Below are 19,052 nucleotides of genomic sequence, written 5' to 3'. Positions count from 1 at the left end.
CGCTCAGGAGAGCGCCGTGCGGACGGGGAGCTTTTCCTCTCTCGCCATTGAAACCGTTAGCCGCCGTGTCCCCTTGAACGGCATGCGGCCATGGGCATAGCGCATATTGTCGATGATCAAAATGTCGCCCGGGCGCCAATGCATGCCCGTCTGGTGATTTTCGAACGCCTGCTGGACCGCCTGGATGTCCTCGAGCGGGATTTCCGAGCCGTCGCCGTAGAGCGCGTGGCGCGGCAGCCGCTCGGCGCCGTAGAGCTTCTCGATCCCCTCGCGCGCTTGCGGATCGAGGTTCGAGGCATGGAAGATATGCGCCTGGTTGAAGATGATCGGCCGGCCGTCCTCGGAGGTGATCACGCCCTGCGCCTTGTGCCGCGTCACCAGCGCATCGCCCGAGAGCCATTCGAGCTCCATGCCGTTGCGCTCGGCGATCTTTTCGACGTCGGCCTTGTCCTCGGTCTGGAAGGCGGTCTGCCAGGCGATGTCGATGCCCTTCTGGAAGGTGCGGCGGTACGTCACGCCCTTCTCGGCGAAGGGGCGCAGCCGGTCGCCGAGCGCCTCGGTGACCTTCTCGATGTTGCAGATCGTCGTCTGCCCGCCCTCGTCCGCCACTTCGAGCGCGTGGAACGCCAGGAAGCGCGGGAACGAGTTCATATAGGCCATCTCCGAATGGAGCTGGATCGTCCGCGGGCTGGGATATTCGGTCGCGGTCAGCGTCTTGCCGCCCACGCGCTTGCGCGGCGTCGACCAGAAGGCGTCGTCGAGCAGTTCCTCGTCGATGATCGACAGCGCGAGCTCGACGCCGTCCTCGCGCAGCACCGGCCCGCGCAGCAGCACCGCGCCGTGCGTCGCCAGCGCCTCGAGCGCTTCCTCGTCCCAGAGCCCCGCGCCGAGCGCCCGCGCATCCGCGATCGGGATGATCGGAACAAGCTCGGCAAAATCCTGAAGTCCCACGCCCATGGCCCCCAAAAGCCTCCCCGAAGTTTCTCCCCCGCGCCCGGGCCCCCAATGCCCTCGGCACGATTCCTGCAAACTACTACGGCGCCTGAGGAAGGGTCAATCATCCCTTTAGGTTAACGCGAAACCGATCGAGTCCCGAAACTAGGCGCCCCCCACGGTCCGGCAGCCTTGTCATACAAGTTCAATCTTCGCGTCATGTTTCATCTTCACTTAACATAGGTTGTTGCCATCGCATGGCATCCGGAAGTTCCAGACACAATATTTCTTCACGGCATCGCCGAGTGACACGAGTTTGTTGTATCGCAATTCTTGGCGTTGCGGCGACGCTCTTCGTTTCTGCCTTGTATCGTCTGAAACACGTCGCGCGCGGGCGTCCCAATTCCGCCGCCCGCCAGGCACGGGCCGTCGCGAAACTCGAGCCGCCCGGGCGCCCCGTGCACAGCCTGCCGAAAGTCGTGGACAAGTCCGACACGACTCTAGACTTTGTAGTAAATCGGCGTAGCCTACCCCAGCATGTTGCCATGTTCCGCCTTTGTTTCGCACCGTCGCACCCCTGCCGTGGGGCGTGCGGAGGCGCGACCGTGAACCGTGCGGAGGGTTACCCTCGAGGCGCCGGTCGCCGGCGTACCGGGATTCGCGGCGTGCAGCCGCGAGCCTCGTCGCCGTCTTCGCGATGCTGGCGCTGCCGCCCACAGGCATCCATATGATGCTGCCGCTTCGGGGCCATGCCGGCCGCGGGCCGATCCCGGCGCGCGATCCTGCCAACCTCCCTTCGATGGGCCTGCTTGCCGCGATCCTCGGCGGCAGTATCGCCGTCTTCCACCGCATCCCGATCTTCGTCATTCCCTAGTTCGTCCAGGAGTAACTCGCATGCCGCTTCTCGAGGCCCGCAAACAGTATAAGCCCTTCGAATATCCCTGGGCCTATGAATTCTGGAAGCGCCAGCAGCAGATCCACTGGATGCCGGAGGAAGTGCCGCTGGGCGAGGATTGCCGCGACTGGGCGCAGAAGCTCGACCAGACCGAGCGCAACCTGCTCACGCAGATCTTCCGCTTCTTCACCCAGGCCGACGTCGAGGTGCAGGACTGCTACCACGAGAAATACGGCCGCGTGTTCAAGCCGACCGAGATCAAGATGATGCTCGCCGCCTTCTCCAACATGGAGACGGTGCACATCGCCGCCTATTCGCACCTGCTCGACACGATCGGCATGCCCGAGAGCGAATATGGCGCCTTCCTCGACTATGCCGAGATGAAGGACAAGCACGACTATCTCCAGCGCTTCGGGGTGGAGACCGACGCCGACATCGCGCGCACGCTGGCGATGTTCGGCGGCTTCACCGAAGGGCTGCAGCTGTTCGCGAGCTTCGCGATGCTGATGAACTTCCCGCGCTTCAACAAGATGAAGGGCATGGGGCAGATCGTCAGCTGGTCGGTGCGCGACGAGAGCCTGCACTGCGAGGGCATCACGCGGCTGTTCCACGCCTTCGTGAAGGAGCGCGACTGCCTGACCAAGGCGGTGCGCGACGACATCATGGACGTGTGCCAGACGACGGTGCGGCTGGAGGATGCGTTCATCGACCTGGCGTTCGAGCAGGGCCCGGTGCCCGGCATGACGCCGAAGGAGATCAAGAAGTACATCCGCTACATCGCCGACTGGCGGCTGGGCCAGCTGGGCTTCAAGCCGATCTACATGATCGACGAGCACCCGCTGCCCTGGCTGGCGCCGCTGCTGAACGGCGTGGAGCACGCCAACTTCTTCGAGCAGCGCGCGACGGAATATTCCAAGGCGGCGACGCGGGGGAATTGGGGCGAGGTCTGGGATTCGTTCGACAAGCGGCAGAAGGCGAAGGCGGGTCCGGCGGCGAATGAGGATGCTGGCGGGGAGGGGGATATGTTCTCCAAGGCTGGGGTGGCGGCGGAGTAGTGCGCCGCAGCCGAGACCGACAGAGATTATCGGCAAGAAGCGCCCGCATCGCTGCAAGATCTTTTGCGGTGCGAAGGAAGCTTGCCTCTCGCTTGACGAGCGCCATTGAGACCCATAAGAAAGATCCCGTTTTGTTCTCTCCATTGCAAAGCGAGGAGCAGCCCATGCTCGATCCGCTAGGACATGTTTCTGCGAGCATCGACCTGCTGAGCATCGCTCGCGGCAAGAAATTCGGTACGATCCTTGCCGATCCGCCGTGGCAATTCCAGAATCGTACCGGCAAAGTCGCGCCCGAGCACAAGAGGCTCAATCGCTACGGCACGATGACGCTCGACGAAATCTGCGCGTTGCCCGTGCAGGATATCGCCGATGATCCGTCGCACCTCTATCTATGGGTTCCCAACGCGCTATTGCCTGAGGGAATGCGCGTCATGGAGAGTTGGGGCTTCCGCTACATTTCCAACATCGTATGGCACAAGGTTCGCAAAGATGGCGGATCTGACGGCCGCGGCGTCGGTTTTTATTTTCGCAACGTAACCGAACTTCTGCTGTTCGGCGTTCGCGGCAAGAACGCGCGCACGCTTGATCCTGGTCGCAGCCAGGTCAACATGATCCAGTCGCGCAAGCGCGAGCATAGCCGCAAGCCTGATGAGCAATACAAGATCATCGAAGATTGCAGCTGGGGCCCACGCCTTGAAATGTTCAGCCGCGGCGCCCGCCAAGGCTGGACGGTATGGGGCAATCAGGCCGACGAGACTTACAAGCCAAGCTGGGATACCTACAGCTATAATAGCACGATAGATATCGCAGCCGAATGACGACTATTCTTCGTTAGGCTCAATAGCTGCTTCTGCAATTTGCTGAAGGGTCGGTGGGCCGTCGTCCACATAGAGGTCGGGTTTGATCGCAAAGGTCAAAACCGGACACCCGCCGCCGCCGCCGCCCTCAATCCGTGGCCAGAGCTTTTCATGATGGGTCGTGGACGCACCATATGAGGCTCCCTTTCCGAGTACCTTGAAAATAGTCTGAAGCTCGGTAGCTCTGGTAACAACCACACCAACATCGATAGCGCGGAGTTCGAAAAGCAGTCTAAAATTATTCAGATCTCGGTCAAAAAATGGATCTTTGTTGTTCCACTCAACCTCCAAAGCAACGCGCCCCTTCAGGCAATCGATCTTGTGCGTCGGGCTTTCAAAAAGGTCATCATCAATCTTGATCGCTGTCTGAAACTGCTTCTCCTGCCAGCCCCGTGCGTAGAACCCTCCATCGATCTGCGTAGCAATGGGTGACTTTCGCCCCCCTGCAGCCTGCACTTCCGATCGAAGCAGCCTAAAGGCTCGAAGCACCTCGATGATATCTTGCCATTCATCGGGGCAGGCCGTGGAGAGGATCCCAGTGGCGTTGCGCCACTCGCGAACATGATAAAGCTGGCGCAAATCCTCAGGAACGAGGTGAACAGTAGACATGCCCTCTTCTGCTGGGATTTGACCTCACTGGCAAGCAATCAGGACGGCGACCTCCCGCTGAAAATCCCTCGCGTGGGTCATTCTCAAAACAGCCACACGCACCACCCCCCTCAAACCCAAATCCCCACCTCGACCCGATCCCCCTCGCCAACCCCCGCGTCCCTGCGCACCGCCGCCTTCACCGGCAGCACATAGCCGCCGCTCGCCGCATGCGGGAATGCCGAGGTCTCGAACCCCACCCCCTCTACGCTCACTCGCAGCCGCACCGAGCCGAACCCCCGCGCCCCGCCCAGCGCCCGCCGCTCGAAGGCCAGCGCGCGCACCGCGTCCGCCGCCTCGTCGCGAATCGTCACGAAGAACCACGCGCCCTTCGCCGGCGGCTCCGCCTGCCAGCGCCACAGCTCGGCCTCGAACAAGATCGTCGGCGCATCCCGGTCCATCCCCCGCTTCTAGCCCCATCCTCCGCCGCGAATCCACGCCCCATGCCTTCAAGACCCGGCAAGAAAGGCTTTTCCTACACGAACCCATTTGGTTATATAGCCGAGCTCCATAATCGAAGGAGCCAGGCCGATGAAGCAACATCCTCCCAAATCCCCGCCCGCCGTGGAGCCGGCCGAGGCCGCCCCCGCCGATCCGCTCGCCGCATTCGTCCCCGTCCCGCTCGCGCCGCGCCACAACGGCTGGACCGCCGACCGCCAGCGCCTGTTCCTCGCCGCGCTCGCCGAGACCGGCTGCATCTCGCGCGCCTGCGAGGCGGCGAGCATCGCGCCGCGCTCGGCCTATCGGCTGCGGCGCGATCCGCGCGGCGCGGCCTTCGCGGCGGCCTGGGACCAGGCGTTGCGCGTCGCCACCGGCAACCTCGCCACCATCGCCTTCGAGCGCGCGCTGCGTGGCGGCATCCGCGAGCTGTGGCGCGACGGCGAGCTCGTTGCGGAGATTCGCCAGCCGTCGGATTCGCTGCTCAAATTCCTGCTCCAGCACCTCGCGCCCGATCGCTTCGCGTCGCGCGGGCCGCTGGGGCGCACCGACATGAGCGCCAGGATCGCGCTCCGCGACTTGCCGACGCTGCTCGACGAACTCGTCGACACCGATGTCGCCGCCGATCCGCTGCGCCCGATCCACTATGACGCGATCCCGCCCGAGCGGCTCGAGGGCAAGCCGCGCCCGCCCGCCGCCAATCCCGCCGACGAGGATGATGCCGAGGACGCCTATGACGACAGCGACGACGGCGATTATGCCGAAGCGCATCTCGACCCGGACTGGTGAGCCTCGCAACGCGATGACGGGTCGTGACTCTTGTGACTCTTGCCGCCCGAATCCCGGCGACGGGTCGTGACTCTTGTGACTTTTCGAAGCGGCCGGCCAGGTCCATGATGCCGTCGAAACGACAGTGGAGAGGCCGCCTCATGTCCCCCAACCTCGCCCTCGTCCGGGGCATCTACGCGTCCTTCGCCGCGGGCGACGTGCCGGGCGTGCTCGCGGTCTTCGCGCCCGACATCGTCTGGAACGAGGCCGAGAACTTCACCTATGCCGATCGCAACCCCTATCGCGGGCCCCAGGCAGTGCTCGAAGGCGTGTTCGGCCGGATCGGCGCGGACTTCGACGGCTTCGCGGCGGTGCCCGAGGAGTTCCTCGACGCCGGCGACACGATCGTCGTGCTCGGCCGCTACAAGGGCAAGCACAAGGGCACCGGCCTGACGCAGGACCTGCAGAAGGTCCATGTCTGGCGGGTGAAGGACGGCAAGGTCGCGGCGTTTCAGCAATATACCGACACGCTCCAGGCGGCGCGGGTCGCGGGGCGGGTCTAGCTTAGCCGGCGGCTTCCGGCATGGCGCGGATCGGCGGCGCCATGGTCGCAGTCCTCGCCGGTGCAGACCAGCCGGTCGTAGCCCGAGTCCGGGCAGATCGCGTGCGCCGCCAGCATCGCCGGCATCAGCGCCTCGAAGCCGTGGCGCGGACGGAGCAGCCCGGCGAGCCGCCGCGGCTGGCGCGCGCCGAGCCAAGGCTGGTGGTGCGTCGTCCCGCCGCTGATCTTGAGCCCCACCGGCTGGAAGTCGGCCGAGGAGAAGCGCGGCCAGAATTGCCGGAGCAGCGCCACGGCCCACCCCGGCGTGTGCGGCCCGGGCGGCAGGTGCGGCACCAGGTCGCTCGGCAGCTCGTAGCGCAGGCAGGCGATGCGCGTGGCAGCATAGGCGCGCGCGAAGCTCGAATTGCCGGTGCGCGCCGCGGCGATGGTCGCGACGCTGATCGGCAGATGCGCCCAATCGGCGCGCGTGGCGGCGCGGAAGGCGAAGAGGTTGGCGAGCGCGCCGCCCTTGCTGTGCCCGGTCACGAAGAGGTGCGGCCTGGCGCGGCGGTCGAGCAGGCTCTGGTCGAGCATGCGCGTGACGGCGCTGCGCAGGCCGGGCCGGTCGCCGCAATCCTCCCACAGCCGCTTCATCGAATCGGCGAAGCCCAGGTGGACGCCGCCGGCATAGTCGGGATCGTCGACGCAGAGCGACAGCCCGTCGTTGAGCCAGTCGAGCACCACCGTCCAGCCGTCGCCGCGGCCGAAGAAGGGCGGCAGCGTGCCGCGGAACGAGACCAGCACGCCTTCGGGCACGCGCCCCACCAGCGCCGCGTCGATCGGCCGGTGCGCGAGCGGCAGGTCGCGCTCGATCACCAGCGGCGGCTCGAGCCACCCCACCGGGCGCCCGATCGTCTCCAGCTTCGGCCGATAGGCTTGCGAACAGGCATAGAGGAGCCGGCGCTTGAGGCAGGGTTGCATGAGTCTCTCCTCGCGCCACTGGACCACGCCGCGGCCGCGTTAACCATTCCGGGGCTTGCCGTTCGGGGAGTCACCCTATGGGGAATCCCCGGCTGGCGGGGCCGCTCTTCGGGCCGCCACGCGCCTGGCGACTCCATGCCGGAGCGAGCGTGTCGAGAGGCTGAATGCGCCGGTCGGGCGCGGTTCAGCACCAGGGCCGGCGATGCCCGGTCCAGCGCCGCGCGAGCCCCTCGGCGACGAGCATGTCGCCGATCGACTCGCTGCCGCGCATCACCAGGCGGAGCTTGCGGCCGTAGCGGTCGGTGTCCTGGTCGGCGGGGGCGAGCCGCACCGGCGCGGCATTGAGCAGCGCCTGGAGCCGGCGCGTCGCCGCTTCGCCGAGCTCGGCCTCATGGGCGCAGTGCGGAGGATGCGTCTCGGGCGCGTCGATATCGGCGATGCGGACCTTGGTGCCGCCGATCCAGATCGTGTCGCCGTCGACGACGCAGTCATAGCCGCCGCCGGTGTGGCAGCGCCCGAAGCTCGCGATCCGCGCCGGCGCGGCGCCCACCACCGCGACGGCGCGCGGCGGCGTCGAAGAAAGGCCGAGCGCCGCGCCCAAGGCCGCGCCGCCGGTGACCATCAACTTGAGTTCGCTTGCCAGGATCCGCATCGGACCGCCTCCACGGGAGCGGCTCCATGCCTAGGCAATCAGGGTAAGCAATTCGTATCCGAACCCGCTCCACACCGGCGCTTTCGTGCCGGAAATGGAGCGGTTTCGGATAAACCCCGCTCAATGCGTGTCGGGCTTCTTGTAGCTGTCGTGGCAGCCCTTGCACGCGCCCTGGACTTCGCCCAGCGCGGCCGAGAAGGCCGCGGCGTCGCCCGCCTTGGCGGCTTCGGCGAGCTTGCCCGCCGCTGCAGCATAGGTGGCGGCCTTGCCTTCGAAGCCCGCGCGGTCGCTCCACACCGCGGGCAGCGCCTCGGTCTCGCCCGCGCCGCTGCCCACGGGGAACATGCCCGGGATCGCCCTGGCCCAGGCGGCGAGCGAGCGCGCCGCGAAGCCCTGGCCCTTCACATCCTCGTTGCGGGTGACGGCGCCCTTCATCGCACCGACCAGCGCGCCCGACATGCGCATCGCCGCCTGCCGCCCCGCGACCACGCCCGAAGCCTCGGGGCCATCGCCCGCCCGCGCCTCATGGGTTGCCGCCGAAATCGTGAGCAGCATCGCCGATGCCGCCAGTGCCGCCAGTGAACCTCGCATCGAGCCTCTCCTTCGCCTGCCTGGGCGAACGCTTACTGCGCGCCCGGCGGCTCGGCAACGGGCAGGAGATGCATCCGTACCGGAGGCAGTCCTGTCCGTAGCGGACCGGCGCCGGGCTATGCTCGCGCGCATGAACGGCCGGATGGGAATCGAATATGCCTGCGAGCGCTGCGGCAGCGCCACGGTGACGCGCGACGCCTGGGCGGAATGGGACGTCGACCGCCAGAATTGGGAGCTCTCGGCGATGTTCGACTTCGCCTTCTGCCACGCCTGTCACAAGCCCACCCGGCTGAAGGAACGGCGGCGGGAGTAATCCTTGAACAATGCGTCGTCCCGGCGAAAGCCGGGACCCAGGGTTGCAGGGGGCATTGCTCGCGACTCCTGGGTCCCGGCTTTCGCCGGGATGACGGTTGGGCCTAATTCGCCAGCCCCAGCTGCCAGAGCAGGAACGCCATCTCGTCCGCCGCTTCGCGCAGGCTCTCCCAGCGGCCCGACTTGCCGCCATGCCCCGCGCCCATGTTGGTCTTGAGCACGAGGACGTTCGAGTCGGTCTTGGTCGCGCGCAGCCTGGCAGCCCATTTGGCGGGTTCCCAATAGGTCACGCGCGGATCGTTGAGCCCGCCGGAGATGAACAGCGGCGGATAGGCCTTCGGCTGGACATTGTCGTAGGGCGAATAGGACCGGATCAGATCGAAGGCCTTGGCGTCCTCGATCGGATTGCCCCATTCGGGCCATTCGCCGGGCGTGAGCGGCAGGCTCTCGTCGAGCATCGTGTTGAGCACGTCGACGAACGGCACGTCGGCCACTACCGCGCCCCACAGCTCGGGCGCGTCGTTGACCACCGCGCCCATCAGCTCGCCGCCCGCCGAGCGCCCCGCGATCGCGATCCCGCCCGCATGCGTATAGCCGAGCCCGACCAGCCCGCGCGCGACGTCGACGAAGTCGTGGAAACTATTCGTCCGCCTCTCGAGCTTGCCGTCGTGATACCATTGCTGGCCCAGATCGTCGCCGCCGCGGATATGCGCGATCGCATAGGCCATGCCGCGGTCGAGGAACGACAGCCGGCTCGTCGAGAAGCCCGGCGGGATGGCGATGCCATAGGCGCCATAGGCATAGAGGTAGAGCTTGCCCGATCCGTCGCGCGGGAAGTCCCTGGGGTAGACGATCGAGACCGGCACCTCGATGCCGTCACGCACCGTGATCTTCAATCGCTCGGTGCGGTATCTCGCGCCGTCGTAGCCGCTCGGGATGATCTGCACCTTGAGCGTGGTCAGCTCGCCGCTCGCCACATCGTAATCATAGACCGTCCCCGGCGTGACCATCGATTCATAGCCGAGCCGCAGCTTGGTCACCGCATATTCGGGATTGTCGCCCACGCCTGCAGAATAGCTCGCTTCGGGAAAGACGATCCGCTGCGGCGCGATCGACGCGTCGTAGCGGTGGATCTCGATCTGATCGAGGCCAGCCTCGCGCCCCTCGACCACGAAGAAACCGGCGAAGCAGGTCACTCCGGTCATGTAGAAATGGTCCGACGGCGCGATCCGCTCGACCCACTCGCCGGGCGCGCTCACCGGCGCGGTGACCAGCCGCCAGTTGGTGTGCGTGTCGTTGGTGTGGATGAACAGCGTGCCGTCATGCTCGTCGACGTCATATTCGCGGCCCGCCTTGCGCGGCGCGACGCACAGCATCGGCGCGGCGGGATTGTCGGCAGGGAGGAGATGGACCTCGCTGGTCGTGTGGTCGCCGGTCGAGACCACCAGCCAGGCGCGCGACTGCGTCTCGCCCACGCCGACGCGGAACCCCTCGTCGGGCTCATGGTAGAGCTGGACGTCCTGCTCGGCGGGCTCGCCGAGCTTGTGCCACATCGCCCGGTCGGTGCGCCAATTGTCGTTGACGAGGGCGTAGAGGAAGCCCTTCGAATCGCTCGTCCACACCAGCTCGGAGAGCACGCCGGGGATGGTGTCCGCGATCAGCTCGCCCGTGCCCAGGTCCTTCACATGGACGGTGAAGCGCTCGGCGCCGCTGTCGTCGATCGCATAGGCGAGCCAGCGCCCGTCGGGGCTCGCGCTGATCGCGCCGAGGCTGAAATACGCCTTGCCCTTGGCGAGCGCGGGCTCGTCGAGGATCAGCTGGTCCTCGCCCCCCGCGGCGGGCTTGCGCCACCAGCGGCGGTATTCGCCGCCGGTCTCATAGTCGGTCCAGTAGATCCAGTCGCCGTCCTGCTGCGGCACGGTCGAATCGTCTTCCTTGATCCGCCCGCGCATCTCCTGGAACAGCGTCTCGGCGAGCGGCTTGTGCGGCGCCATCACGCTTTCGAAATAGGCGTTCTCTTCCTCGAGATAGGCCAGCACGTCCTTGTCGGTGACATTGGGATAGCCGGGGTCGCGGATCCACGCCCAGGGGTCCTCGATCGTCACGCCGTGGCGGGTGTAGCTGTGCGGGCGAGTCGCCGCGACGGGCGGCTTCAAGGAATCGGTCATGCCCCGCCTTTAGCGCGGCGGGGCACGGCCGGGGAATCCCTAACCTCGGGTCAGGCGGCCGCAGGCGCCGGCCGCGCGAGCAGCCGCGGGGCGAGCACCATCGCCAGCCCCGCCAGCGCCGCGACCGCACCGGCGAGCGACACCGCCGGATAGCCGAGCCCCGCGCGGATCACTTCGCCGCCGATCGCCGCGCCGATCGCGTTGCCGAGGTTGAACGCGCCGATGTTCATCGCCGAGGCGAGGTTGGGCGCATCCGACGCGGCGTCCATCACCCGCATCTGCAGCGGCGGCACCAGCGCGAAGCTCGCCACGCCCCACAATGGGGTCAGCAGCATCGCGATCCATAGCGAGTGCATCCCCGCCGCGAACAGCACGAGCAGCACCGCCAGCGCCGCGGTCATCGTCACCAGCGCACGCTCGACCGACTTGTCGGCGAACTTGCCGCCCAGCCAATTGCCTGCGGTCAGCCCGACGCCGAACAGCACCAGCGTCAGCGTCACCATCGCGCTTGAGGCATGCGCCGCCTCGCGCAGGATCGGCGCGATATAGGTGAAGACCGTGAACATCGCGCTGAACCCCACCGTGGTGAGCGCCAGCGCGAACAGCACCGGCCCGCGCGCGAGCACGCGGAGCTCGGCCTTCACGTCGCCGCCCTCATTGCCCGGCAGCGCGGGGACGAACAGGCGGAGCGCGACCATCGTCGCCAGGCCGATCGCGGCGATCCCGGCGAACACCGTCCGCCAGCCGAGCAGCTCGCCCGCCCAGGTCGCGAGCGGCACGCCGCCGATCGTCGCGATCGTCAGCCCCATGAACATCGTCGCGACCGCGCCGGCGCGCTTGTCCGCGGGCACCAGCCCGGCGGCGACCACCGATCCGACGCCGAAGAAGGCGCCATGGTTGAAGCTCGTCACGATCCGCGCCGCGAGCAGCATCGCATAGCTGTCCGACACCGAGGCGAGCAGGTTGCCGAGGGTGAAGATGCCGGCGAGCCCGATCAGGAGCGTGCGCCGCGGCACGCGGCCGGTGGTCAGCGTCATCAGTGGCGCGCCGACCAGCACGCCGATCGCATAGGCGCTGACCAGCAGCCCGGCGGTCGGGATCGACACGCCCAGATCGGTGGCGATGACGGGCAGCAGGCCCATCGGGGTGAATTCGGTGACGCCGATCCCGAAGGCGCCGATGGCGAGCGCGAGAAGCGCGAAGCGGTGATTCATGACGGGGAGCTCCCTTTGTGCCCCAGGCAAATGGACGAACCCGCGCCTCTCCGGTAGAGCGGCGCGGAACGAAACATCTTTGCGCCGGAATCACGAATGTCGCGCGTCATGGCCGATCGCTCGGGGGAAATGGAGATCTTCGTGACGGCGGTACGCGAGGGCAGCCTCTCCGCCGCCGCGCGCCGGCTCGACCTGACTCCGTCCGCGGTGAGCCGCACGGTTGCGCGGATCGAGGCGCGGCTCGGCGTGCGGCTGATCATGCGCACCACCCGCCGCCTCGTCCTCACGCCCGAAGGCGATTCCTATCTCCGCGCCGCCCAGCGCATCCTCGCCGACATCGCCGAGGTCGAGGGCGAACTCGCCGACCAGGGTGCCCCGCGCGGGCGGCTGCGCGTCTCGGCGGCGCTCGCGCATGGCCGGCTCTCGGTCGTGCCGCTGCTCGGCGACTTCGTCGCGCGCTACCCGAACATCCTCGTCGACCTGAGCCTTTCCGATATGCTCGAGGACGTCGCCGGCGGCCGCGCCGACGTCGCGATCCGCTTCGGCCCGCTCGCGGACAGCGCGCTCACTGCGCGCAAGCTCGGCGTCACCGGGCGCAGCATCGTCGCTTCGCCCGCCTATCTCGCGCGCGCCGGCACGCCGGAGGTGCCCGAGGACCTCCATCGCCACAATTGCCTCAACTTCAACTTCCGCCGCGCCGAGCCGGTCTGGCCCTTCCGGCGCGACGGGCGCGACTATGCGCTGCCGGTGGGCGGCAACATCGAGGCGAACAACGGCGAGACGCTCGTCCAGCTGGCGCTCGCGGGCGTGGGCGTGGTCCGCGTCGGCAGCTTCCATGTCGAGCCGCTCGTCGCCGAGGGCCGGCTGGTGCCGCTGCTCGAGCCGTTCAACCCGCGCGACCGGGAGGACATCCACGCGCTGTTCGTCGGCGGCCCGACGATGCCGGCGCGGGTGCGGGTGTTCGTCGACTTCCTCGTCGAGCGGCTCGCCGCCCGACCGCCGGCGCCGGCCTCGACCATCCGATAGCCGCCCCGCGACCAATCGCAAGCCCGCACCGTTCCGCCGTTTTGGACTGGCCGGACGAGGATCACCCGCTAAGCCCTTGCGCGGGAAGGCATGGGGAGGGGAAAACGATGCGCGGCGCGCGTCGTGGCCGGCGATCGATCGACTGCGCGCTGGCCGCTGCCTGCGCGCTGCTTTGCGTGTCCGAGGCGCCTGCGCAGGAGATTGGAGCGCAGGAGGCCGGGCAGCACGCGGATTCGCCCGATCCGTCCCAGCCCCACCCCTCCGAGATCGTCGTGACCGGCACGCGCGGATCGGCCGTCACCGACATCGCGCCGCTGGCCGAACTCGACAGCTCCGCGGTCGAAGCGATCGGCGCCGCGACGATGCCCGACCTGCTCCGCGCGATCCGCGGCACCACCCAGTCCGCCGACGGCAGCGATCCGATCTTCCTGCTCAACTCACAGCGCGTCTCGGGCTATCAGGACATCGGCTCGCTGCCACCCGAGGCGATCGAGAAGATCGAGGTCCTGCCCGAGCAGGCGGCGCTGCGCTTCGGCTTCCCGCCCACGCGTCGGGTGGTCAACTTCATCACCAAGCGCCGCTTCCGCCAGGTCGAGGTCCGCACCAGCGCGGGCACCACGACGAACTGGGGCAGCGGCACCGAGAAAGCCAATCTCGCGCTCACCCGGCTGAGCGACGACCGCCGCCTGACCCTGGGCCTCGAAGTTCGCCGCACCGATGCGCTCTACCAGTCGGACCGGACCATCGCGCCCGACCCCGACGTGCCGTTCGACATCATCGGCAACGTCACCGGCGCGAGCGGCGGCGAGATCGATCCGGCGCTGTCGGCCGCCGCGGGCCAGCTCGTGACGATCGCGCCCGTGCCGCAGGCCGCCGCCGACCGCACGACGCTCACGGGTTTCGCCGCCGGTGCGAACGAGCCCCGGCTGTCCGATCTCGGCCGCTATCGCACGCTCGCTCCCGCGAACGACGCGGTGAAGGCCGAAGCGGTGATCGCGGACCGGATCGGCGGCACCCTCGCCGGCTCGCTTAGCCTCTCGGCCGAGCGCAGCCAGGACCGCACGATCGGCGGCCCCGCGAGCATCCGGCTGCTGGTGCCCGAGACCAATCCGCACAGCCCCTTCACCGTGCCGGTGATCGTGAACCGCTACCTCATCGAGGCGCCGTCGCTGCGCGAGCGCGAGACGACCACCACGCTGCACGCCGGCTTCACGCTGCGCGGCGCGATCGCCGGCTGGCGCTGGGACTTCACCGGCGCGTTCGACCAGAAGCAGGTCGACGGCCGCGGCGAGCGGGGCATCGATCCCACCGCCGCGAACGCCGCGATCGCCGCCGGCGCCGATCCCTTCGTGCCGCTCGCCCCGTCGCTGGTCGCGGCCAGGCTCACCGACGTCACGAGATTGCGAACCCGGACCGCCGGCGCGAAAGTCGTGGCGACCAACAACCCGCTGCGGCTGCCTGCCGGGCGCGTGACGATCACTGCGACCGCCGAAGCCGAGCGCGCCGCGGCCTTCTCCTCGTCGCGCGGTCCCAATCCGTCCGAGCTCAGCCTCGGCCGCGCGCGCTTCGAAGGCGCCGTCTCGATCGACGTGCCGCTCACTTCGCGGCGCGAGCAGGTGCTGCCCTTCCTCGGCGACCTGTCGGTCAACGCTTCGTTCAACGCGCGCGACGTCGGCGGCTTCGGCATGCTCGACGACACCACCTATGGCGTCGCCTGGGCACCCGTCACCGGCATCCAGCTGCTCGCCACCGTCCGGCGCAGCGCCGCCGCGCCCGACATGGCGCAGCAATCGACGCCGGCGACGCGCGTCGAAAACGTCCCCGTCTTCGACGATGCCAATGGCCGCACCGAGCTCGTCACGCTGTTCGCCGACGGCAATCCCGATCTTCGCGCCGAGCATCGCCTCGTCCGCTCGCTGGCGCTGACGATCAAGCCCTTCGCCAAGCGCGAGCTGCGCGTCTCCGCGACCTATGAGGCGACGACGATCCGCGACCAGACCGGCACCGTCCGGGCGATCACGTCGCAGACCTCGGCGCTGCTCCCCGACCTGTTCGTCCGCGACCCCGACGGCCGGCTGGTCTCGGTCGCCTATCGCCCGATCAACTTCGCGCTCGAGCGGCAGCGCACGCTGAGCCTCACTGCGACCGCGAGCGGCAAGCTCGGCAAGGCCTCGCCGCGGCCCGCGCCCGGTGCCAAGGCGCCGCCGCCCGCGCAGGCCAATTACTATGCCGGCATCGGGCCCAGCATCCGCTTCAGCGACCGGCTCCAGCTCCGCCCCGGCACGCCCGAGCTCGACCTGCTCGGCGGCGACACGATCGCCGGCTGGAACCAGTCGCGCATCTCGGGCTACGCCTATGGCGGGATCAACTACCTTGGCCACGGCCTGACCTTCAGCGCCTGGTATCAGACGCCGAACCGCATCCGCAGCCCCAATCCCGCCTCGGACCTGCGCTTCTCGTCGGTCCTCAAGCTCAACCTCGGTGGCTATCTGAACCTGCACCGCGTGCTGAAGGGCGATTGGTCGAAGAAGATGCAGCTCCGGCTCGACATCGCCGACCTCACCGACTCGCACCAGCGCATCCGCGACGGCACCGGCAAGATCCCCGCCCGCTTCCAGCCCGACTATCTCAACCCGCTGGGACGCACCGTGACGGTGACGCTGCGGAAGTCGTTCTAACCCCTGTCAAGCTATACGAGCGGCCCCTAACGGGTGATCGACGGCGGCCGCCGCGCGCAATAACGGAAGTGGCGTTGCTTCCAGCGAAGGACCCCGGACGATGGCACTCAAGGATATCCTCCCGAGCAAGCTCGGCTTCGGCGCCGCCCCGCTCGGCAACATGTTCCGCGACATCCCCGAGGACGAGGCGCTCGCGACGGTCGACGCCGCCTGGGCCGACGGCATCCGCTATTACGACAACGCCCCCTTCTACGGCGCCGGCCTCGCCGAGATCCGCATGGGCGAAGCGCTCGCCGCCAAGCCGCGCTCCGACTACGTCATCAGCACCAAGGTCGGCCGCATCGTCCTCGACGAGACCGAGGATGGCCCGCGCGACAATGGCGAGAAGGGCTCGGTGTTCGCGCACGGCCGTCCGAACAAGGTGGTCAACGACTATTCCGAGGACGCGACGCTGCGCTCGATCGAGGACAGCCTCAAGCGGCTCAAGACCGATCGGATCGAGATCGTCTGGGTCCATGACGTGGCGCAGGATTTCTACGGCGACGAATGGCTCGCGGTGTTCGAGAGCGCGCGCAAGGGCGCGTTCAAGGCGCTGGACCGGTTGCGCGACGAAGGCGTGATCAAGGCCTGGGGCCTCGGCGTGAACAAGGTCGAGGCGGTCGAGCTCCTCCTCGACCTCGACGGTCCCCGCCCCGACGGCTCGCTGCTCGCCGGCCGCTACACGCTGCTCGACCATGATCGCGCGCTCCAGCGGCTGATGCCCAAGGCGGCCGAGCGCGGCTTCGGCATCGTGGTGGGCGGCCCCTACAGCTCGGGCGCGCTCGTCGGCGGGCCGAACTTCGAATATGCACCCGCGACGCCGGCGATCCTCGCCAAGGTGGCGTCGATCAAGGCGCTCGCCGACCGCCACGGGATCAGCATGAAGGCGGCGGGGCTGCAATTCTCGCTCGCCAATCCCGCGGTCGCCGCGGTGATCCCCGGCGCCAGCCGCCCGAGCCGCATCGCCGAGGACAGCGCCGCGCTCGCCGAGACGATCCCGGCGGATTTCTGGCACGAGCTGCGTGCGGCGGGGCTGGTCAACCCGGCGGCGCCGCTGCCGGACGGGATCTAACAGCCACCGTCATCCCACCCAGGGCCGCGAGCGATGCCCTCTGCGACCCTGGGTCCCGGCTTCCGCCGGGATGACGACTTAGGGCGCGGGAACGGTCGCCTTAACCCCGCAAACGCTCCGCATGCCAGGCGACATGCTCGGCCATGAAGGTCGAGATGAAATAATAGCTGTGGTCATAGCCCGGCTGCACCCGCAGCGTCAGCGGGATGCCCGCCGCCTCGCAGGCCGCTGCGAGCAGTTCGGGGCGCAGCTGGCTGTCGAGGAAGCTGTCCGCGCCGCCCTGGTCTACGAGCAGTTCGGTCACCCGCGCGCCGTCCTCGATCAGCGACACCGCGTCATAGGGACGCCACGCCGCTTCGTCTGCGCCCAGATAAGCGGGGAGCGCCTTCTGCCCCCAGGGCACCCGACTCGGGGCGACGATCGGCGCGAAAGCCGAGACCGATGCGAAGCGCCTGGGGTTGCGCAGCGCGATCGTCAGCGCGCCATGCCCGCCCATCGAATGGCCGGTGATCCCCTGGCGCCCCATGTCGGCCATCGGGAATTCCGCCGCGATCAGCGCGGGCAGCTCGGTCTCGATGTAGCTGCGCATCCGGAAGTGCGGCGCCCAGGGCGCTTCGGTCGCGTCGACGTAGAAGCCCGCGCCCTGGCCCATGTCATAGCCGTCGTCGTTCGCCACACCCTCGCCGCGCGGGCTGGTGTCGGGGACGACGAAGATCATGCCATGCTCGGCGCAGGCGGCGCGATATTCGCCCTTCTCGGTGACGTTGGCGTGCGTGCAGGTGAGGCCCGAGAGATACCAGAGCACCGGCAGCGTCGCGCCCTTGGCATGCGGAGGAACATAGACCGAGAAGACCATCTCGGTTCCCGTCGCGCTCGAGGCGTGGCGATAGACGCCCTGCACCCCGCCGAATGCCTTCGCCGCCGAAACCTGTTCCATGCTTCTGCCTCTCACCGAAACACGATCGTCCGCGCGCCGTTCAGGAACACGCGCCGCGCGCCGATCCACTGGACGGCGCGCGCGAGCACCTGAGCCTCGATGTCGCGGCCGATACGGATCATGTCCTCCACCGTCGCGCGATGGTCGATGCGCTCGACCGCCTGCTCGATGATCGGGCCCTCGTCGAGGTCGCTCGTGACGAAGTGCGCGGTCGCACCGATCAGCTTCACGCCGCGCTCGTGCGCGCGGTGATAGGGCCGCGCGCCCTTGAAGCTCGGCAGGAAGCTATGATGGATGTTGACGCAGCGCCCCGCGAGCCGGTCCGCGAGATCCGGCGACAGGATCTGCATGTAGCGTGCGAGCACCAGATAGTCGGCGCCGGCGGCCTCGACCCGTGCAAGGATCGCGGCCTCCTGTGCTTCCTTGCCCTCGGGCAGCAGCTCGAAGGGCAGTCCATGCCATTCGGTGAGCCCGCGCAGCGTCTCGTGGTTCGAGACGACGCCGGCGATCTCGACGCCCAGCGAACCCGTCGACCAGCGATGGAGCAGGTCGTTGAGGCAGTGCGAGCCCTTGGACACCGCGATCAGCACGCGCGGCCGCTCACTCGTGTCGGCGATCGCCCAGCGGAGCCCCAGCTCCTCGCCCAGCGGCGCGAACTCGCGACGCAACGTCGCGGTGTCGAACGGCTCGCGCGAGGCGTTGAACTCGACGCGCATGAAGAAGCGCCCCGCGTCGAGGTCGGCATATTGCTGGCTGTCGAGGATGAACCCGCCGCGCACCGCGAGGAACCCGCTGACCGCGGCGACGATGCCGGGCCGGTCCGCGCAGTCGAGCGTCAGGATCCAGGAAGGCGCCGTCATGCGCTCACCGGTTCGCGAAAGGCGGCGCAGAGCTTGTTGCCCGACGGATCGCGCAGATAGGCGAGATAGGCCTGGCCCAGCCCGGTGGTTCGAAGGCCGGGCGGGTCCTCGCATGCGGTGCCGCCATGCGTCACGCCGGCCGCATGCCAGGCCTCCACTGCTTCGACCGATGGCGCGCGGAAGCCGATGGTGCCGCCGTTGGCTGGGCTCGCCGGCGCGCCGTCGATCGGGCGCGTGACCAGGAAGCGACCGCCGCCATGCATGTAGACGAGCCGCCCGCGCGGATCGAGCTTGCCCTCCGTCGCGCCGAACGCCCCGAGCACGGCGTCGTAGAAGGTCTTGGCCGCCTCCAGGTCGTCGGCGCCCAGCATCACGTGGCTGAACATG

20 protein-coding genes are annotated in these 19,052 nt (G+C 68.2%); 9 read left to right on the top strand and 11 right to left on the bottom strand.

Going from position 1 to position 19,052, the window contains the following annotated elements:
* Positions 1–3 precede the first annotated feature (3 nt).
* Complete coding sequence (locus tag J7495_RS05400) at positions 4–957, bottom strand: TauD/TfdA family dioxygenase (protein ID WP_294055145.1); 954 nt, start codon at positions 955–957, stop codon at positions 4–6.
* 673 nt (positions 958–1,630) lie between these two features.
* Here J7495_RS05400 and J7495_RS05395 point away from each other — a divergent pair.
* The 3 genes from J7495_RS05395 to J7495_RS05385 all read left to right on the top strand — a co-directional run bounded on the left by J7495_RS05395 (position 1,631) and on the right by J7495_RS05385 (position 3,701).
* The gene (locus J7495_RS05395) at positions 1,631–1,807 is read left to right on the top strand and encodes a hypothetical protein (RefSeq protein ID WP_294055143.1); all 177 of its coding nucleotides are present in this window, start codon (positions 1,631–1,633) and stop codon (positions 1,805–1,807) included.
* Between the two features lie 20 nt (positions 1,808–1,827).
* Positions 1,828–2,883, top strand: a complete 1,056-nt coding sequence (locus J7495_RS05390; RefSeq protein ID WP_294055141.1) for a ribonucleotide-diphosphate reductase subunit beta — start codon at positions 1,828–1,830, stop codon at positions 2,881–2,883.
* Positions 2,884–2,975: 92 nt separating this feature from the next.
* Positions 2,976–3,701, top strand: coding sequence for an MT-A70 family methyltransferase (locus J7495_RS05385; RefSeq protein ID WP_294055139.1), 726 nt, complete (start codon positions 2,976–2,978; stop codon positions 3,699–3,701).
* A gap of 3 nt (positions 3,702–3,704) precedes the next feature.
* On the opposite strand, the gene J7495_RS05380 is transcribed toward J7495_RS05385, so the two are convergent.
* Together J7495_RS05380 and J7495_RS05375 are read right to left on the bottom strand one after the other, a co-directional pair.
* Entirely contained in the window at positions 3,705–4,349 is a 645-nt protein-coding gene (locus J7495_RS05380; RefSeq protein WP_294055138.1) for a BglII/BstYI family type II restriction endonuclease, read from the bottom strand.
* Positions 4,350–4,459: 110 nt separating this feature from the next.
* Positions 4,460–4,789 (bottom strand): DUF1905 domain-containing protein, encoded by a 330-nt coding sequence (locus tag J7495_RS05375; protein WP_294055136.1) that lies wholly within the window; start codon positions 4,787–4,789, stop codon positions 4,460–4,462.
* 130 nt (positions 4,790–4,919) lie between these two features.
* On the opposite strand from J7495_RS05375, the gene J7495_RS05370 reads away from it, so the two are divergent.
* Together J7495_RS05370 and J7495_RS05365 are read left to right on the top strand one after the other, a co-directional pair.
* Positions 4,920–5,615, top strand: coding sequence for a hypothetical protein (locus tag J7495_RS05370; RefSeq protein WP_294055134.1), 696 nt, complete (start codon positions 4,920–4,922; stop codon positions 5,613–5,615).
* Positions 5,616–5,755: 140 nt separating this feature from the next.
* On the top strand, positions 5,756–6,157 hold the full coding sequence (locus J7495_RS05365) for a nuclear transport factor 2 family protein (RefSeq protein ID WP_294055133.1): 402 nt from the start codon (positions 5,756–5,758) through the stop codon (positions 6,155–6,157).
* Here the strand turns inward: J7495_RS05365 and J7495_RS05360 are convergent.
* The 3 genes from J7495_RS05360 to J7495_RS05350 all read right to left on the bottom strand — a co-directional run bounded on the left by J7495_RS05360 (position 6,154) and on the right by J7495_RS05350 (position 8,359).
* Positions 6,154–7,116, bottom strand: coding sequence for a hypothetical protein (locus J7495_RS05360; RefSeq protein ID WP_294055131.1), 963 nt, complete (start codon positions 7,114–7,116; stop codon positions 6,154–6,156). The genes J7495_RS05365 and J7495_RS05360 overlap by 4 nt on opposite strands.
* Positions 7,117–7,300: 184 nt before the next feature.
* A complete protein-coding gene (locus J7495_RS05355; RefSeq protein WP_294055129.1) occupies positions 7,301–7,768 on the bottom strand; it encodes a thermonuclease family protein in 468 nt (155 codons plus the stop codon).
* A gap of 120 nt (positions 7,769–7,888) precedes the next feature.
* Positions 7,889–8,359, bottom strand: a complete 471-nt coding sequence (locus J7495_RS05350) for a cytochrome c (protein WP_294055127.1) — start codon at positions 8,357–8,359, stop codon at positions 7,889–7,891.
* A 130-nt stretch (positions 8,360–8,489) separates the two neighbouring features.
* Here J7495_RS05350 and J7495_RS05345 point away from each other — a divergent pair, with 130 nt between their 5' ends.
* Positions 8,490–8,672 carry a hypothetical protein gene (locus tag J7495_RS05345; protein WP_294055126.1) on the top strand — a complete coding sequence of 61 codons (183 nt, stop codon included), beginning with the start codon at positions 8,490–8,492 and terminating at the stop codon, positions 8,670–8,672.
* A 103-nt stretch (positions 8,673–8,775) separates the two neighbouring features.
* Here J7495_RS05345 and J7495_RS05340 read toward each other — a convergent pair whose 3' ends face one another.
* Both J7495_RS05340 and J7495_RS05335 read right to left on the bottom strand, forming a co-directional pair.
* Positions 8,776–10,839, bottom strand: coding sequence for a S9 family peptidase (locus J7495_RS05340; RefSeq protein ID WP_294055124.1), 2,064 nt, complete (start codon positions 10,837–10,839; stop codon positions 8,776–8,778).
* A 50-nt stretch (positions 10,840–10,889) separates the two neighbouring features.
* Positions 10,890–12,053 carry an MFS transporter gene (locus tag J7495_RS05335; protein ID WP_294055122.1) on the bottom strand — a complete coding sequence of 388 codons (1,164 nt, stop codon included), beginning with the start codon at positions 12,051–12,053 and terminating at the stop codon, positions 10,890–10,892.
* 96 nt (positions 12,054–12,149) lie between these two features.
* Here J7495_RS05335 and J7495_RS05330 point away from each other — a divergent pair, with 96 nt between their 5' ends.
* The 3 genes from J7495_RS05330 to J7495_RS05320 all read left to right on the top strand — a co-directional run bounded on the left by J7495_RS05330 (position 12,150) and on the right by J7495_RS05320 (position 16,868).
* Entirely contained in the window at positions 12,150–13,079 is a 930-nt protein-coding gene (locus J7495_RS05330) for a LysR substrate-binding domain-containing protein (protein WP_294055120.1), read from the top strand.
* Between the two features lie 107 nt (positions 13,080–13,186).
* Positions 13,187–15,757 (top strand): hypothetical protein, encoded by a 2,571-nt coding sequence (locus J7495_RS05325; protein ID WP_294055118.1) that lies wholly within the window; start codon positions 13,187–13,189, stop codon positions 15,755–15,757.
* 100 nt (positions 15,758–15,857) lie between these two features.
* Positions 15,858–16,868: an aldo/keto reductase gene (locus tag J7495_RS05320; RefSeq protein WP_294055116.1), complete on the top strand. Its 1,011-nt coding sequence runs from the start codon at positions 15,858–15,860 to the stop codon at positions 16,866–16,868.
* A 100-nt stretch (positions 16,869–16,968) separates the two neighbouring features.
* Here the strand turns inward: J7495_RS05320 and fghA are convergent, their stop codons facing one another.
* The 3 genes from fghA to J7495_RS05305 are packed head-to-tail and all read right to left on the bottom strand — an operon-like array spanning position 16,969 to position 19,051.
* A complete protein-coding gene (gene fghA, locus J7495_RS05315; RefSeq protein ID WP_294055114.1) occupies positions 16,969–17,805 on the bottom strand; it encodes an S-formylglutathione hydrolase in 837 nt (278 codons plus the stop codon).
* Between the two features lie 11 nt (positions 17,806–17,816).
* Positions 17,817–18,665, bottom strand: coding sequence for a formyltetrahydrofolate deformylase (gene purU / locus J7495_RS05310; protein ID WP_294055112.1), 849 nt, complete (start codon positions 18,663–18,665; stop codon positions 17,817–17,819).
* Positions 18,662–19,051: a VOC family protein gene (locus J7495_RS05305; RefSeq protein WP_294055111.1), complete on the bottom strand. Its 390-nt coding sequence runs from the start codon at positions 19,049–19,051 to the stop codon at positions 18,662–18,664. The genes purU and J7495_RS05305 overlap by 4 nt, the downstream gene beginning before the upstream one ends.
* Between the last annotated feature and the right edge of the window lies 1 nt (position 19,052).

Source organism: Sphingomonas sp., assembly GCF_017745215.1.
Taxonomy (GTDB): Bacteria; Pseudomonadota; Alphaproteobacteria; order Sphingomonadales; family Sphingomonadaceae; genus Sphingomonas.
This window is presented reverse-complemented; position numbering and strand designations above follow the sequence as displayed.

Coding starts and splice junctions, on each gene's coding strand:
- J7495_RS05400 (WP_294055145.1), bottom strand. CDS start 957: ATGGGCGTGGGACTTCAGGATTTTGCCGAGCTTGTTCCGATCATCCCG.
- J7495_RS05395 (WP_294055143.1), top strand. CDS start 1,631: ATGCTGGCGCTGCCGCCCACAGGCATCCATATGATGCTGCCGCTTCGG.
- J7495_RS05390 (WP_294055141.1), top strand. CDS start 1,828: ATGCCGCTTCTCGAGGCCCGCAAACAGTATAAGCCCTTCGAATATCCC.
- J7495_RS05380 (WP_294055138.1), bottom strand. CDS start 4,349: ATGTCTACTGTTCACCTCGTTCCTGAGGATTTGCGCCAGCTTTATCAT.
- J7495_RS05375 (WP_294055136.1), bottom strand. CDS start 4,789: ATGGACCGGGATGCGCCGACGATCTTGTTCGAGGCCGAGCTGTGGCGC.
- J7495_RS05370 (WP_294055134.1), top strand. CDS start 4,920: ATGAAGCAACATCCTCCCAAATCCCCGCCCGCCGTGGAGCCGGCCGAG.
- J7495_RS05365 (WP_294055133.1), top strand. CDS start 5,756: ATGTCCCCCAACCTCGCCCTCGTCCGGGGCATCTACGCGTCCTTCGCC.
- J7495_RS05360 (WP_294055131.1), bottom strand. CDS start 7,116: ATGCAACCCTGCCTCAAGCGCCGGCTCCTCTATGCCTGTTCGCAAGCC.
- J7495_RS05355 (WP_294055129.1), bottom strand. CDS start 7,768: ATGCGGATCCTGGCAAGCGAACTCAAGTTGATGGTCACCGGCGGCGCG.
- J7495_RS05350 (WP_294055127.1), bottom strand. CDS start 8,359: ATGCGAGGTTCACTGGCGGCACTGGCGGCATCGGCGATGCTGCTCACG.
- J7495_RS05345 (WP_294055126.1), top strand. CDS start 8,490: ATGAACGGCCGGATGGGAATCGAATATGCCTGCGAGCGCTGCGGCAGC.
- J7495_RS05340 (WP_294055124.1), bottom strand. CDS start 10,839: ATGACCGATTCCTTGAAGCCGCCCGTCGCGGCGACTCGCCCGCACAGC.
- J7495_RS05335 (WP_294055122.1), bottom strand. CDS start 12,053: ATGAATCACCGCTTCGCGCTTCTCGCGCTCGCCATCGGCGCCTTCGGG.
- J7495_RS05330 (WP_294055120.1), top strand. CDS start 12,150: ATGTCGCGCGTCATGGCCGATCGCTCGGGGGAAATGGAGATCTTCGTG.
- J7495_RS05325 (WP_294055118.1), top strand. CDS start 13,187: ATGCGCGGCGCGCGTCGTGGCCGGCGATCGATCGACTGCGCGCTGGCC.
- J7495_RS05320 (WP_294055116.1), top strand. CDS start 15,858: ATGGCACTCAAGGATATCCTCCCGAGCAAGCTCGGCTTCGGCGCCGCC.
- fghA (WP_294055114.1), bottom strand. CDS start 17,805: ATGGAACAGGTTTCGGCGGCGAAGGCATTCGGCGGGGTGCAGGGCGTC.
- purU (WP_294055112.1), bottom strand. CDS start 18,665: ATGACGGCGCCTTCCTGGATCCTGACGCTCGACTGCGCGGACCGGCCC.
- J7495_RS05305 (WP_294055111.1), bottom strand. CDS start 19,051: ATGTTCAGCCACGTGATGCTGGGCGCCGACGACCTGGAGGCGGCCAAG.